Origin of the sequence: Bacillus sp. KICET-1 (genome assembly GCF_027721405.1) — a bacterium.
Lineage (GTDB): Bacteria > Bacillota > Bacilli > Bacillales > Bacillaceae > Bacillus > Bacillus velezensis.
The window spans coordinates 1,020,528-1,033,592 of record NZ_CP113515.1; the positions used below are offsets into that span (position 1 = coordinate 1,020,528).

At 50.4% G+C, this 13,065-nt stretch carries 12 protein-coding genes; all 12 read left to right on the forward strand.

Going from position 1 to position 13,065, the window contains the following annotated elements; genetic code table 11:
• Window positions 1-6 precede the first annotated feature (6 nt).
• The 12 genes from iolA (at window position 7) to yxdK (ending at window position 13,055) form a co-directional block, all read left to right on the forward strand.
• Window positions 7-1,470, forward strand: coding sequence for a methylmalonate-semialdehyde dehydrogenase (iolA, locus tag OVA33_RS05245; RefSeq protein WP_017418538.1), 1,464 nt, complete (start codon window positions 7-9; stop codon window positions 1,468-1,470).
• A 73-nt stretch (window positions 1,471-1,543) separates the two neighbouring features.
• Complete coding sequence (gene iolB / locus OVA33_RS05250) at window positions 1,544-2,359, forward strand: 5-deoxy-glucuronate isomerase (RefSeq protein WP_014419294.1); 816 nt, start codon at window positions 1,544-1,546, stop codon at window positions 2,357-2,359.
• Window positions 2,360-2,382: 23 nt separating this feature from the next.
• Window positions 2,383-3,375, forward strand: coding sequence for a 5-dehydro-2-deoxygluconokinase (gene iolC, locus OVA33_RS05255; protein WP_017418539.1), 993 nt, complete (start codon window positions 2,383-2,385; stop codon window positions 3,373-3,375).
• A gap of 24 nt (window positions 3,376-3,399) precedes the next feature.
• Window positions 3,400-5,313, forward strand: coding sequence for a 3D-(3,5/4)-trihydroxycyclohexane-1,2-dione acylhydrolase (decyclizing) (iolD, locus tag OVA33_RS05260; protein WP_014419292.1), 1,914 nt, complete (start codon window positions 3,400-3,402; stop codon window positions 5,311-5,313).
• A gap of 15 nt (window positions 5,314-5,328) precedes the next feature.
• The gene (gene iolE / locus OVA33_RS05265) at window positions 5,329-6,225 is read left to right on the forward strand and encodes a myo-inosose-2 dehydratase (RefSeq protein WP_063636557.1); all 897 of its coding nucleotides are present in this window, start codon (window positions 5,329-5,331) and stop codon (window positions 6,223-6,225) included.
• A gap of 12 nt (window positions 6,226-6,237) precedes the next feature.
• Entirely contained in the window at window positions 6,238-7,533 is a 1,296-nt protein-coding gene (locus OVA33_RS05270; RefSeq protein ID WP_063636556.1) for an MFS transporter, read from the forward strand.
• 22 nt (window positions 7,534-7,555) lie between these two features.
• A complete protein-coding gene (locus OVA33_RS05275; protein WP_014419289.1) occupies window positions 7,556-8,590 on the forward strand; it encodes a bifunctional inositol 2-dehydrogenase/D-chiro-inositol 1-dehydrogenase in 1,035 nt (344 codons plus the stop codon).
• Between the two features lie 19 nt (window positions 8,591-8,609).
• Window positions 8,610-9,479, forward strand: coding sequence for a sugar phosphate isomerase/epimerase family protein (locus tag OVA33_RS05280; RefSeq protein WP_017418544.1), 870 nt, complete (start codon window positions 8,610-8,612; stop codon window positions 9,477-9,479).
• A gap of 87 nt (window positions 9,480-9,566) precedes the next feature.
• Window positions 9,567-10,409: a 2-keto-myo-inositol isomerase gene (gene iolI, locus OVA33_RS05285; RefSeq protein ID WP_012118841.1), complete on the forward strand. Its 843-nt coding sequence runs from the start codon at window positions 9,567-9,569 to the stop codon at window positions 10,407-10,409.
• Between the two features lie 2 nt (window positions 10,410-10,411).
• Entirely contained in the window at window positions 10,412-11,284 is an 873-nt protein-coding gene (gene iolJ / locus OVA33_RS05290; protein WP_025650018.1) for a 6-phospho-5-dehydro-2-deoxy-D-gluconate aldolase, read from the forward strand.
• A 107-nt stretch (window positions 11,285-11,391) separates the two neighbouring features.
• A complete protein-coding gene (gene yxdJ / locus OVA33_RS05295) occupies window positions 11,392-12,081 on the forward strand; it encodes a two-component system response regulator YxdJ (RefSeq protein ID WP_004393241.1) in 690 nt (229 codons plus the stop codon).
• Window positions 12,078-13,055, forward strand: coding sequence for a two-component system sensor histidine kinase YxdK (gene yxdK, locus OVA33_RS05300; RefSeq protein WP_004393249.1), 978 nt, complete (start codon window positions 12,078-12,080; stop codon window positions 13,053-13,055). Before yxdJ ends, yxdK begins: the two co-directional genes overlap by 4 nt.
• Window positions 13,056-13,065 lie beyond the last annotated feature (10 nt).

The following is a 13,065-nucleotide window of genomic DNA, read 5'->3' on the forward strand; positions in this document are numbered from 1 at the left end:
ATGAGAATGGCAGAGATCAGAAAACTGAAAAACTACATCAATGGTGAATGGGTTGAAAGTAAGACAGATCAATATGAAGACGTTGTCAATCCGGCTACAAAAGAAGTGATGTGCCAGGTTCCGATTTCTACGCGGGAGGATGTGGAATACGCCGTCCGCTCAGCGTCAGAGGCGTTTCAAACATGGTCAAAGACGGCAGTGCCGCGCCGTGCGAGAATCCTATTTAACTATCAGCAGCTTCTCCAGCAGAACAAAGAAGAGCTTGCCCGTCTGATCACTTTGGAAAACGGTAAAAACACGACAGAAGCACTCGGTGAAGTGGGACGCGGAATTGAAAACGTCGAATTCGCAGCGGGCGCGCCGTCACTCATGATGGGCGATTCACTTGCCTCTATTGCGACGGATGTAGAGGCGGCGAATTACCGCTATCCGATCGGGGTGGTCGGCGGTATCGCACCGTTCAACTTCCCGATGATGGTTCCGTGCTGGATGTTCCCGATGGCGATTTCATTAGGAAACACGTTCATTCTGAAGCCGTCTGAGCGCACGCCGCTGTTAACGGAAAAACTGGCAGAGCTGTTTGAACAGGCCGGTCTGCCGAAGGGCGTCTTCAATGTCGTGCACGGCGCGCATGACGTCGTAAACGGCGTTCTTGAACATCCGGATATTAAAGCCATCTCATTCGTCGGTTCAAAACCTGTCGGCGAGTATGTTTTCAAAAAAGGCAGCGAACATTTGAAACGCGTGCAGGCGTTAACGGGCGCGAAAAACCATACGATCGTGTTAAATGACGCCCACCTTGAAGATACGGTGACAAACATTATCGGTGCGGCATTCGGTTCGGCAGGAGAGCGGTGCATGGCATGCGCGGTTGTGACGGTTGAAGAGGGAATCGCTGATGAGTTTATGGCGAAACTACAGGAAAAAGCAGAGGACATCAAGATCGGAAACGGACTGGATGACGGCGTATTCTTGGGCCCGGTCATCCGCGAGGACAACAAAAAACGCACGCACAGCTATATTGAAAAAGGCATCGAAGAAGGAGCGAGACTTCTTTGTGACGGGCGTGAAAACGCAACGGAAGACGGCTATTTCGTCGGACCGACGATTTTTGACAACGTGACGACGGATATGACGATTTGGAAAGATGAAATCTTTGCGCCCGTTCTGTCGGTCATCCGCGTGAAAAACTTAAAAGAAGCGGTGGACATCGCCAACCAGTCTGAATTTGCGAACGGCGCGTGTCTGTTCACTTCAAATGCGCACGCGATCCGCTACTTCCGTGAGAATATTGACGCGGGGATGCTCGGCATCAACCTTGGCGTGCCGGCGCCGATGGCATTCTTCCCGTTCTCTGGCTGGAAGTCTTCTTTCTTCGGCACATTGCACGCAAACGGAAAAGACAGCGTCGACTTCTATACACGTAAAAAAGTCGTGACGGCACGATACCCGTCTCCTGACTTCAATTGATCTGACAGCCGGCCCGGACGGCTTTGTGATTCCGTCCGGGTTTTCTTTTACCATCAATTAAGGAGGAATAAACATGAGTCATTTGCTGCGCAAACCGCAGGCCGATGAGATTTCTCAAGGTGTGAACATCATACATGACGTCACTTCAGCCAATTCAGATCTCAAATACGTCGGATTTAAAGTCGTTGACCTCACTCCCGGTTCCGCATATACAGAAGATTTGAAAAAGACGGAGTGCTGCATCGTTGCGGTAACGGGAAAAATCACCGTCACTGATTATGATCAGACATTTGAAAGCATCGGCACCCGTGAAAGCGTATTTGAAAGAAAACCGACGGACAGCGTTTATGTGTCCAATGACCGCTCTTTTGGAATCACAGCCGTCAGCGGGGCGAGGGTCGCGCTGTGCTATTCTCCGTCCGAACACCAGCTTCCGACAAAGCTGATTAAAGCGGAAGACAACGGTGTGGAACATCGCGGCAAGCTGGCAAACAAACGAACCGTTCATAATATTCTCCCCGATTCAGATCCATCGGCAAACAGCCTTCTCGTTGTTGAAGTTTACACGGACAGCGGCAACTGGTCGAGCTACCCGCCTCATAAACATGACCAAGACAATCTGCCGGCTGAATCCTTTTTAGAAGAAACCTATTACCATGAAACGGACCCGCCGCAGGGGTTTGTCTTCCAGCGTGTGTACACGGACGACCGCTCGATTGACGAGACGATGACCGCAGAAAATGAAAACGTTGTCATCGTGCCGGCGGGCTATCACCCGGTTGGTGTTCCGGACGGGTATACCTCTTACTACCTGAATGTAATGGCGGGACCGACACGAAAATGGAAGTTTCATAATGATCCGGCCCATGAATGGATCCTGGAACGCTAACAAGTGAGGAGTGGCAGATAACGATGAAATATACATTTAATGAAGAAAAAGAGTTTGATATTGTCGCGATCGGGCGCGCGTGTATTGATTTGAACGCGGCGGAATACAACCGGCCGATGGAAGAAACGATGACGTTTTCTAAATATGTCGGCGGCTCCCCGGCAAATATTGCGATCGGCAGCGCCAAGCTCGGATTAAAAGCCGGTTTTATCGGCAAAATCCCGGATGATCAGCACGGCAGATTCATCGTTTCTTATATGCAGGGAAAGGGCGTTGATACGTCACAAATGACCGTTGACAGAGAAGGGCGCAAAGCCGGGCTCGCTTTTACGGAAATTCTCAGTCCCGAAGAGTGCAGCATTCTGATGTACCGGGATGACGTGGCGGATTTGTATCTTGAGCCGTCCGAAGTCAATGAAGGTTACATCGCAAACGCGAAAATGCTGCTCGTGTCAGGCACGGCGCTTGCGAAAAGCCCGTCGCGCGAAGCCGTCTTAAAAGCGGTGCATATCGCAAAAAAACATGACGTAAAAGTCGTGTTTGAGCTCGACTACCGTCCGTATACATGGCAATCGGCAGAAGAAACAGCCGTGTACTACACGCTGGTGGCGGAACAATCCGATATCGTCATCGGTACGCGTGATGAATTTGACGTAATGGAAAACCGCAGCGGCGGAGATAACGATGAAACCGTCCGCCATTTGTTTGCGCACTCTGCTGACCTTGTCGTCATTAAGCACGGCGTTGACGGATCATACGCATACAGCAGATCGGGAGAAGTTTTCCGGGCGCACGCCTATAAAACAAAGGTGCTGAAGACCTTCGGTGCGGGTGATTCCTATGCGTCAGCCTTCATCTACGGACTTGTCAGCGGCCGGGATATTGAAACGGCTTTAAAATACGGGAGCGCTTCCGCTTCCATCGTCGTCAGCAAACACAGCTCCTCAGAAGCAATGCCGGCTGCCGGTGAAATCATCGAACTGATTGAAGCGCAGCACAGTCTTAACGGTAAATAGAACGTATAAAAGGTGGGATCGTTTGTGGGTAAGACAATTCGCTTAACGACAGCACAAGCGCTGATTAAATTCTTGAACCGGCAGTACATTCATGTTGACGGAAAAGAAGAGCCGTTCGTTGAGGGCATCTTCACGATTTTCGGCCACGGAAATGTGTTGGGGATCGGGCAGGCGCTTGAGCAGGACGCCGGGCACCTGAAAGTCTATCAAGGCAAAAACGAACAAGGCATGGCGCATGCCGCGATGGCATACAGCAAGCAGATGCTGAGAAGAAAAATTTACGCGGTATCGACATCTGTCGGTCCGGGTGCCGCTAACTTGACGGCTGCCGCGGGTACGGCGCTGGCCAATAATATCCCGGTGCTGCTGCTTCCGGCCGATACCTTTGCGACGAGGCAGCCTGACCCGGTGCTTCAGCAGGTGGAGCAGGAATACAGTGCCGCCGTCACGACAAACGATGCGTTAAAGCCCGTGTCCCGCTATTGGGACCGCATTACCCGCCCCGAGCAGCTGATGAGCAGCTTAATCCGGGCGTTTGAAGTGATGACAGATCCGGCAAAAGCGGGTCCGGCGACAATCTGCATATCTCAGGATGTAGAGGGAGAAGCATTTGATTTTGATGAAAGCTTCTTTGAAAAACGCGTTCATTACATTGACCGGATGCAGCCAAGCGAGCGTGAGCTGAAAGGCGCCGCGGAGAGAATTAAGGAGAGCAGCCGTCCCGTCATTTTAGTGGGCGGCGGCGCGAAGTACTCCGGCGCGCGTGAGGAATTAATCGCGCTTTCTGAAACATACGGCATTCCGCTTGTCGAAACGCAGGCCGGCAAGTCAACGGTTGAAGCCGATTTCGCCAACAATCTGGGCGGCATGGGCATCACGGGCACACTCGCCGCAAACAAAGCCGCCCGCCAGGCTGATCTGATCATCGGTGTCGGCACACGTTACACGGACTTTGCGACATCCTCGAAAACGGCGTTTGATTTTGACAAAGCAAAATTTTTGAATATCAACGTCAGCCGCATGCAGGCTTACAAGCTTGACGCGTTTCAGGTCGTAGCCGATGCGAAAGTGACGCTCGGCAGGCTGCACGGCTTATTAGACGGATATAAAAGTGCATTCGGCACGGCGATTAAAGATTGGAAAGATGAATGGCTGGCTGAACGGGACCGGCTCGGCAAGGTCACTTTTACACGTGACGCGTTCGAACCGGAAATTAAGAACCATTTCTCACAGGATGTGTTAAACGAGTATGCCGACGCGCTCGAGACTGAGCTGCCGCAAACAACGGCGCTGTTGACCATCAATGACACGATTCCTGAAGACAGCGTCGTCATCAGTTCGGCGGGATCTCTTCCGGGAGATTTGCAGCGGCTGTGGCATTCCAACGTCCCGAATACGTACCACCTCGAGTACGGCTATTCCTGCATGGGGTATGAGGTATCGGGCACGCTCGGCCTCAAGCTGGCCCATCCCGACAAAGAAGTCTATTCACTCGTCGGCGACGGAAGCTTTCTGATGCTGCACTCAGAGCTGATTACCGCGCTTCAATATAACAAAAAAATCAATGTCCTGCTTTTTGACAACTCGGGATTCGGCTGTATCAACAACCTGCAGATGGATCACGGGAGCGGCAGTTATTTCTGCGAGTTCCGCACAGAGGACAATCAGATTTTAAACGTTGATTACGCGAAGGTGGCAGAGGGCTACGGCGCTAAAACATACAGAGCCAATACGGTTGAAGAACTGAAAGCGGCGCTTGAAGATGCGAAAACGCAAGACGTATCCACTTTAATTGAAATGAAGGTTCTGCCGAAAACGATGACGGACGGCTATGACAGCTGGTGGCATGTCGGCGTGGCGGAAGTGTCGGAGCAGGAAAGTGTTCAGCGGGCATACGAAGCGAAAGAGATGAAGCTGAAGTCTGCGAAGCAGTACTAGAGGGGAGGCATCACGATGGGCAAACAAGATATTCTGTGGGGCATCGCTCCCATTGGGTGGCGCAATGACGATATGCCGGAAATCGGAGCCGGGAATACGCTGCAGCATTTGTTAAGCGATATTGTTGTCGCCGGCTTTCAAGGTACGGAAGTGGGAGGGTTTTTCCCTGAACCCTCCGTCCTCAATAAGGAGCTGGCTCTCCGGAACTTGCGGATTGCGGGGAAATGGTTCAGCAGCTTTATCATTCAAGACGGTATTGAAAAAACGGCTGAACAATTTACAGAACACTGTGATTATTTGCAGAAAGTCGGAGCGGATGTCGCCACCGTTTCTGAACAGACGTACAGTGTTCAAGGCTTGGACATTGATGTATTTAAGAAAAAACCGCACTTCACAGATGAAGAATGGGATACGCTGTGCCAGGGCTTGAACCGTCTCGGGAAAATCGCTGACGAATACGGGCTGGACATGGTTTTTCATCATCATCTCGGCACAGGCGTCCAGACGGCGGAAGAAGTTGACCGGCTGATGGATGGAACGGACCCGCGGTATGTCCATTTACTTTATGATACCGGGCATGCCTATATCTCGGACGGAGACTATATGACAATTCTCAACAAGCATATGGATCGGATCAGACACGTTCATTTCAAGGACGCGCGGTTTGACATTATGGAGCGGTGCAGACAGGAAGGCAAGTCATTCAGGCAGTCGTTTTTACAGGGCATTTTTACGGTTCCCGGAGACGGATGCATCGATTTTACCGAAGTATACCGAACGCTCGTCCGTCATGATTATTCAGGCTGGATCGTCATCGAAGCCGAACAAGACCCGGCAGTCGCCAATCCGCTTGAGTACGCGCTGATTGCGAGAAAGTACATCGACAGTGAACTGCTTGATCCTGCAAATTAGAGGGGGACTTATATGAATAGTGCCAAGGCGGAATCAGCTTTCAGCAAAAGGACCATCGCCGCAGCATTAGCCAATTACATTGATGCAGGTTCCATCGTGGCAGGATCAGCGGGTTTATCTATGTGGGTCAGCTATTTAAAGCTGTCCGACAGCCAGATCGGATTGCTCGGCGCCTTCAGTGCAAACGCGATATCAGCGGCCGTCGGAGCGCTGCTCGGCGGGTATTTGGCTGATAAAGTCGGCCGAAAAGCTGTATACACAAACAGTATGCTCGTCTACGCCTTAGGAATTTGTTTGGTTTTGTTTGGATTCAACTTTCCCATGCTGTTATGCGGATACATGATTATCGGGATTTCTGTAGGCGCGGATATTACGGCTTCATGGACCATTATCGCGGAAAACGCCCCCGAGAAAAACCGGGCGAGGCATTGCGGAGTGGCGCAGGTGGCGTGGGCCGCAGGGGCCGTTGTGGTTCTGCTGTTATCCGTTTTGGTCGGTGACCTCGGGCTTTTAGGAAATAAAATTGTCTTTGCGCATCTATTGGTGATCGCCCTGATCACATATGTGATAAGAAAGCGTTTACCTGAGTCGGATGCCTGGAAAAACAGTGAAGAGCGGCCTGCCGCCGTGAAAAAAACATCTTATTTTGACCTGCTTCAGCCGAAATTTTTCAAGAACATTTTGTTTTTAATGGGTGTGTTTCTCGTATGGAATCTCGCAGCGGGCGTCATGGGGTTCTTCATGCCGTACATCTACCAGCAGGTCGGCGGCGTATCCGCAAATACGGCCAACATTCTGCAGATGGCCCTGTTTATCTTTACCGGGCTCGGCGTCGCCTGTATCTTCATGCCTTTTGCAGATCAATATCGGAAAACGGTGTTCGGAATCTGCGCATTTATGGCCGTTGTCGGCTGGTCGCTGTTTTTACTGCCGTTTCAGGGGCTCCCGATGCTGCTTTTGTTTGTTTTAGCGATCGGCATCAATAACGGAGCCGGCCAGCAGGCGAACTACCAGCTGTGGGCAAGCGAGCTGTTCCCGACAGAATACAGAGCGTCAGCACAAGGGCTCATGTTCTTTCTCGTCCGTATTTCAATCGGCATTTGGAGTTTATTTGTGCCGGTCATCATGTCACAATTCGGCATCGGTTTTATGGCCGGTATTCTGCTCATATGTGTGACGGCCAGTATGATCATCGGACTTGTCTTCGCGCCGAGTACGTCCGGCAAGTCGCTTGAACAGATACAGGAGGAACTTTACGGCGCTCCTCAGGACGGCAGCGAGAAAAGAAAGACGAGAACCATTATTTGATTATCAGAAGGAGTGGCGATCAATGAATTTACGTATAGGTGTTATCGGAACCGGTGCTATCGGAAAAGAGCACATCAACCGCATCACAAATAAGCTGTCCGGAGCGGAAATTACCGCTGTCACAGATGTGAATCAGGAGGCCGCGCAGCAGACCGTTCAGGATTTCAATTTGAACGCCTCCGTTTATCCTGATGACGACAGCCTCCTCGCTGCTGAAAATGTGGATGCCGTCTTAGTGACAAGCTGGGGCCCGGCTCACGAGTCCAGCGTTTTGAAAGCGATTCAGCACGGCAAGCACGTGTTTTGTGAAAAGCCGCTTGCGACAACGGCAGAAGGCTGTATGCGCATTGTCGAGGAAGAAATGAAGACGGGAAAACGATTGGTGCAGGTAGGTTTTATGCGCAGATATGACAGCGGTTACGTTCAGCTGAAAGAAGCGATCGATAACCGCGTGGTCGGCGAGCCGCTGATGATTCACTGTGCGCACCGCAACCCGACAGTCGCATCGAATTATTCAACGGACATGGCCGTCGTCGATACGCTCGTTCATGAAATTGATGTCCTCCACTGGCTCGTCAATGACGACTATGAATCCGTACAGGTCATCTATCCGAAGAAATCAAAAAATGCGCTGCCGCATCTGAAAGATCCGCAGATGGTCATCATCGAAACAAAAGGCGGCATCGTCATCAATGCCGAAATCTACGTGAACTGTAAATACGGCTATGACATTCAATGTGAGATCGTCGGGGAAGACGGCGTCATCAAGCTTCCGGAACCGTCAAGCATCAGCTTGAGAAAAGAAGGGACATTCAGCACCGATATCCTGATGGATTGGCAGCGCCGATTTGTGGCTGCGTATGATGTGGAAATTCAAGACTTCATTGATTCGATCCGGAAAAAAGGCGAAGTCAGCGGTCCGACGGCATGGGACGGTTATATTGCCGCGGTGACAACTGACGCGTGCGTAAAAGCTCAGGAATCCGGGCAGAAAGAGCCTGTGGCGCTGCAAGAGAAACCGGCATTCTACCAATCATTTACGACTGTGAACAAATAATAGATCGGGAGTGAAAGAAATGAAACTGGCCTTAGATCCATCCATGTACCGCGATGATTTAACGTTAGAGGAAATGGTCTATAAAACGGCGGAGCTCGGATACGAATATATCGAACTGTCCCCGCGCGAGGATTTTTGTCCTTTCTACAAATATCCGAAAGTCGATTCAGCAAAAATCAAACAATTGAAGCGCCTTTTAAAGGATACAGGTGTGAAGCTGTCCTCTCTTCTTCCGCTTTACCACTGGGCGGGTCCTGAAGAAGACCGTCGTCAGGCCGCCGTGCGCAACTGGAAACGGGCGATCGAAATTGCGGTTGAACTTGAAGTGGATTTGATGAACAGTGAATTCAGCGGTTCAAAATATGATCCTTTGACAAGTGAAGAAAAATTTATCAAATCCATGGATGAACTGCTGCCCGTTTTTGAAAAAGAAGGCGTTAAACTCAATCTTCAGGCTCACCCGTATGATTTTATCGAAACGCACAAAGGTGCGATGGATATGATCCGCGCGCTTGATAAGGATTGGATCAATCTTGTCTACTCGACTGCGCATACGTTCTTCTATGATGACGGAAAAGGCGATATTGCGACCATGTTTGATGAAGCCGGCGACCGCCTTACACATGTTTTATTTGCAGATACTTTTAATCATAAAGCGGCGCACGGCCTGCGTTACATCGTCAACCCGCCTGATGCGAAAGTAACGGTTCACCAACATTTGGACATCGGGCAAGGCGAGGTCGATTTTGAGACGATTTTCAGAAAGATGAGAGAGATGAAATTCGACGGAATTGCGACGAACGCCGTTTTTGCTTGGGTCGGCGAAAGAGCGGATGAATCAAGCCGGACCACGCTTAAGAAATTAAAGGAAGAACTGGGTATGGCATAAGCTGAGTACGGAGTTCGGCGGAGCGGGGCAAAAAAGCCCTCCAGCCGGACTCCCTTCATATCGAAAACGCGGATGGGAGAGGCTGACATGAAACTTTGCTTTAATGAAGCGACTACGCTGGAGAATTCAAACCTGAAACAGGATTTAGAACTGTGCGAAAAGCACGGCTATGATTATATTGAAATCCGCACAATGGATAAGCTGCCGGAATACTTAAAAGACCATTCACTGGCCGATCTGGCGGAATATTTTCGAACCCATCACATTAAACCGCTTGCCCTGAACGCACTGGTTTTCTTCAACAACCGTGATGAGAAGGGCTATAGGGAGATCATTTCGGAATTCAAAAGCATGATGGAAACCTGCAGGACGCTCGGCGTGAAATATGTGGTGGCCGTGCCGCTTGTGACAGAGCGGAAAATCTTGAAAGAAGAAATCAAAAAGAGCAGCGCAGAGGTGCTGACTGAGCTTTCGGACATCGCGGAGCCGTACGGCGTAAACATTGCCCTTGAATTTGTCGGCCACCCGCAATGCACGGTCAATACATTTGAACAGGCGTATGACATCGTGAACGCTGTCGGCCGCGATAATGTCGGACTGGTGTTTGACAGCTTCCATTTCCACGCGATGGGCTCCAATATTGAGAGCTTGAAGCAGGCGGACGGAAAGAAAATTTTCATCTATCATATCGACGATACAGAAGACTTTCCGATCGGCTTTTTAACGGATGAAGACCGCGTCTGGCCTGGGCAGGGTGCGATTGACTTAGACGCCCATCTGTCAGCGTTAAAAGAAATCGGATTCAATGATGTTGTCTCCGTAGAGCTGTTCAGACCTGAATATTATAAGCTGACTGCGGAGGAAACGATCAAAACGGCAAAGGAAACAACGGAAGCCGTCGTATCAAAATACTTCATGAAGGAGGCGTGAACATGGCTTTTGTCACCATGAAACATCTTCTTGCAGAAGCGAAACGGGAGCATTATGCAGTCGGCCAGTTTAATATCAACGGCCTCCAATGGACGAAGGCGATTCTGCAAGCGGCGCAAAAAGAGCAATCGCCGGTCATCGCCGCGGCTTCCGATCGTCTGGTCGACTATTTAGGCGGGTTTAAAACAATTGCCGCCATGGTCGGCGCGTTAATGGAAGAAATGGCGATTACCGTTCCCGTCGTGCTCCATCTTGATCACGGAAGCAGTGCGGAACGCTGCAGACAGGCCATTGACGCCGGATTCAGCTCAGTGATGATTGACGGCTCCCATCATCCGATTGATGAGAACATCGCGATGACAAAAGAAGTCACCGATTATGCCGCAAAGCACGGCGTCTCAGTAGAAGCAGAAGTCGGCACGGTCGGCGGCATGGAAGACGGGCTGGTCGGCGGGGTCCGCTATGCCGATATCGCCGAATGTAAACGGATCGTGAAAGAAACCAATATCGACGCTCTGGCCGCCGCCCTCGGCTCCGTCCACGGCAAATATCAGGGCGAGCCCAATCTCGGATTTAAAGAAATGGCGGCTATCTCCCGCATGACTGATATTCCCCTCGTTCTCCACGGAGCATCCGGGATTCCGCAGGATCAGATCAAAAAAGCCATCACGCTCGGCCACGCGAAAATCAATATCAACACGGAATGTATGGTAGCCTGGACAGACGAAACACGACGCATGTTTCAGGAAAACGGCGATCTGTACGAACCGCGCGGCTACATGACACCCGGCATTGAAGCCGTGGAAGAGACGGTGCGAAGCAAAATGAGAGAGTTCGGATCAGCCGGTAAAGCCGTAAAACAGCAGGTCGGCTGATGAAAACGGAAACCGCCAAGATGGCGGTTTTTTTGTGCGGTGTTGCGTCCGTACGCCCGAAACGATTATGATGATGGCAGCAGCGTAAGAAACGGGAGTGGTTCAGTTTGAATAAAATCATGATTGTGGAAGATAGTGAAGACATTCGCGGACTATTGCAGAATTACCTTGAAAAATACGGATATCAAACAGTGGCCGCCGCGGATTTCACGGCTGTTCTTGATGTTTTTTTGCGGGAAAAGCCTGATGTGGTGCTGCTTGATATCAATCTGCCGTCTTATGACGGCTATTATTGGTGCCGCCAGATCCGCCAGCATTCTACAAGCCCGATCATTTTCATCTCAGCCAGAAGCGGAGAAATGGATCAGGTGATGGCGATTGAAAACGGCGGAGATGATTATATCGAAAAACCGTTTTCTTATGATATTGTGCTGGCGAAAATCAAAAGCCAGATCCGCAGGGCATACGGAGAGTACGCCGCCAAGCAGGGAGAGAAAGTGGTTGAATATGCCGGTGTGCAGCTCTTTGTGGAACGGTTTGAACTGCGTTTTCAGGACGAAAAAAGCGAGCTTTCTAAGAAAGAAAGCAAGCTTTTGGAAGTTCTGCTGGAGCGGGGAGAAAAGGTGACGGGAAGAGACCGGCTCATGGAAAAAACGTGGGACACCGACATTTTCGTCGATGATAATACGCTTAACGTGTATATCACGCGGCTCAGAAAAAAACTGCGGGAGCTGAATGCGCCTGTTTCCATTGAATCGGTGCGGGGCGAAGGCTACCAGCTGAGGGCGCTGTCATGAAGCTGTTTCTCCGGTCTCATGCCGTGCTGATTCTGCTTTTTCTCCTTCAAGGGCTGTTTGTCTTCTTTTATTACTGGTTTGCGGGTCTTCATTCTTTTTCCCACCTGTTTTACATATTGGGCGTGCAGCTTCTTATTTTGGCGGGGTATCTTGCCTATCGCTGGTACAAAGACCGCGGTGTGTATCATTGGCTCAGCTCGGAGCAGGAAGGGACGGACATCCCGTATCTCGGTTCTTCAGTGTTCTGTTCAGAGCTGTATGAAAAGCAGATGGAGCTGACCCGGCTGCAGCACCAGAAGCTCTACGAGACCGAAGCCAAGCTCGACGCGCGGGTGACGTATATGAATCAATGGGTGCACCAAGTAAAAACGCCGCTGTCGGTCATTAATTTAATCATTCAGGAAGAGGATGAGCCCGTCTTTGAACAAATCAAAAAAGAGGTCCGGCAGATTGAATTCGGGCTGGAGACGCTCCTTTATTCATCAAGGCTTGACCTGTTTGAGCGGGATTTTAAAGTCGAAGCGGTTTCCTTATCAGAGCTTCTCCAATCGGTCATTCAAAGCTATAAACGATTTTTTATTCAATACCGCGTCTATCCGAAAATGGATATTCGCGATGATCATCAGATTTACACCGATGCCAAATGGCTCAAATTTGCGATCGGCCAAGTCGTCACAAATGCGGTCAAATATTCGGCAGGCAAGAGTGACAGACTGGAGCTGAATGTCTTCCGCGATGAAGACAGGACGATGCTTGAAGTCAAAGATTACGGTGTCGGCATTCCCTCGCAAGATATCAAGCGGGTGTTTGACCCTTATTACACCGGCGAAAACGGGCGGCGTTTCCAAGAATCTACGGGAATCGGCCTCCATCTCGTCAAAGAAATTACGGGCAAGCTCAATCATACGGTGGACATCAGCTCGTCCCCCGGTGAAGGGACATCGGTCCGATTTTCATTTCTTACAAAAATGTAAGACTGCGTTA

What these genes read in the sequence shown, in the direction of transcription:
- iolA (WP_017418538.1), top strand. Translation starts at nt 7, where the DNA reads ATGGCAGAGATCAGAAAACTGAAAAACTACATCAATGGTGAATGGGTT.
- iolB (WP_014419294.1), top strand. Translation starts at nt 1,544, where the DNA reads ATGAGTCATTTGCTGCGCAAACCGCAGGCCGATGAGATTTCTCAAGGT.
- iolC (WP_017418539.1), top strand. Translation starts at nt 2,383, where the DNA reads ATGAAATATACATTTAATGAAGAAAAAGAGTTTGATATTGTCGCGATC.
- iolE (WP_063636557.1), top strand. Translation starts at nt 5,329, where the DNA reads ATGGGCAAACAAGATATTCTGTGGGGCATCGCTCCCATTGGGTGGCGC.
- OVA33_RS05270 (WP_063636556.1), top strand. Translation starts at nt 6,238, where the DNA reads ATGAATAGTGCCAAGGCGGAATCAGCTTTCAGCAAAAGGACCATCGCC.
- OVA33_RS05275 (WP_014419289.1), top strand. Translation starts at nt 7,556, where the DNA reads ATGAATTTACGTATAGGTGTTATCGGAACCGGTGCTATCGGAAAAGAG.
- OVA33_RS05280 (WP_017418544.1), top strand. Translation starts at nt 8,610, where the DNA reads ATGAAACTGGCCTTAGATCCATCCATGTACCGCGATGATTTAACGTTA.
- iolI (WP_012118841.1), top strand. Translation starts at nt 9,567, where the DNA reads ATGAAACTTTGCTTTAATGAAGCGACTACGCTGGAGAATTCAAACCTG.
- iolJ (WP_025650018.1), top strand. Translation starts at nt 10,412, where the DNA reads ATGGCTTTTGTCACCATGAAACATCTTCTTGCAGAAGCGAAACGGGAG.
- yxdK (WP_004393249.1), top strand. Translation starts at nt 12,078, where the DNA reads ATGAAGCTGTTTCTCCGGTCTCATGCCGTGCTGATTCTGCTTTTTCTC.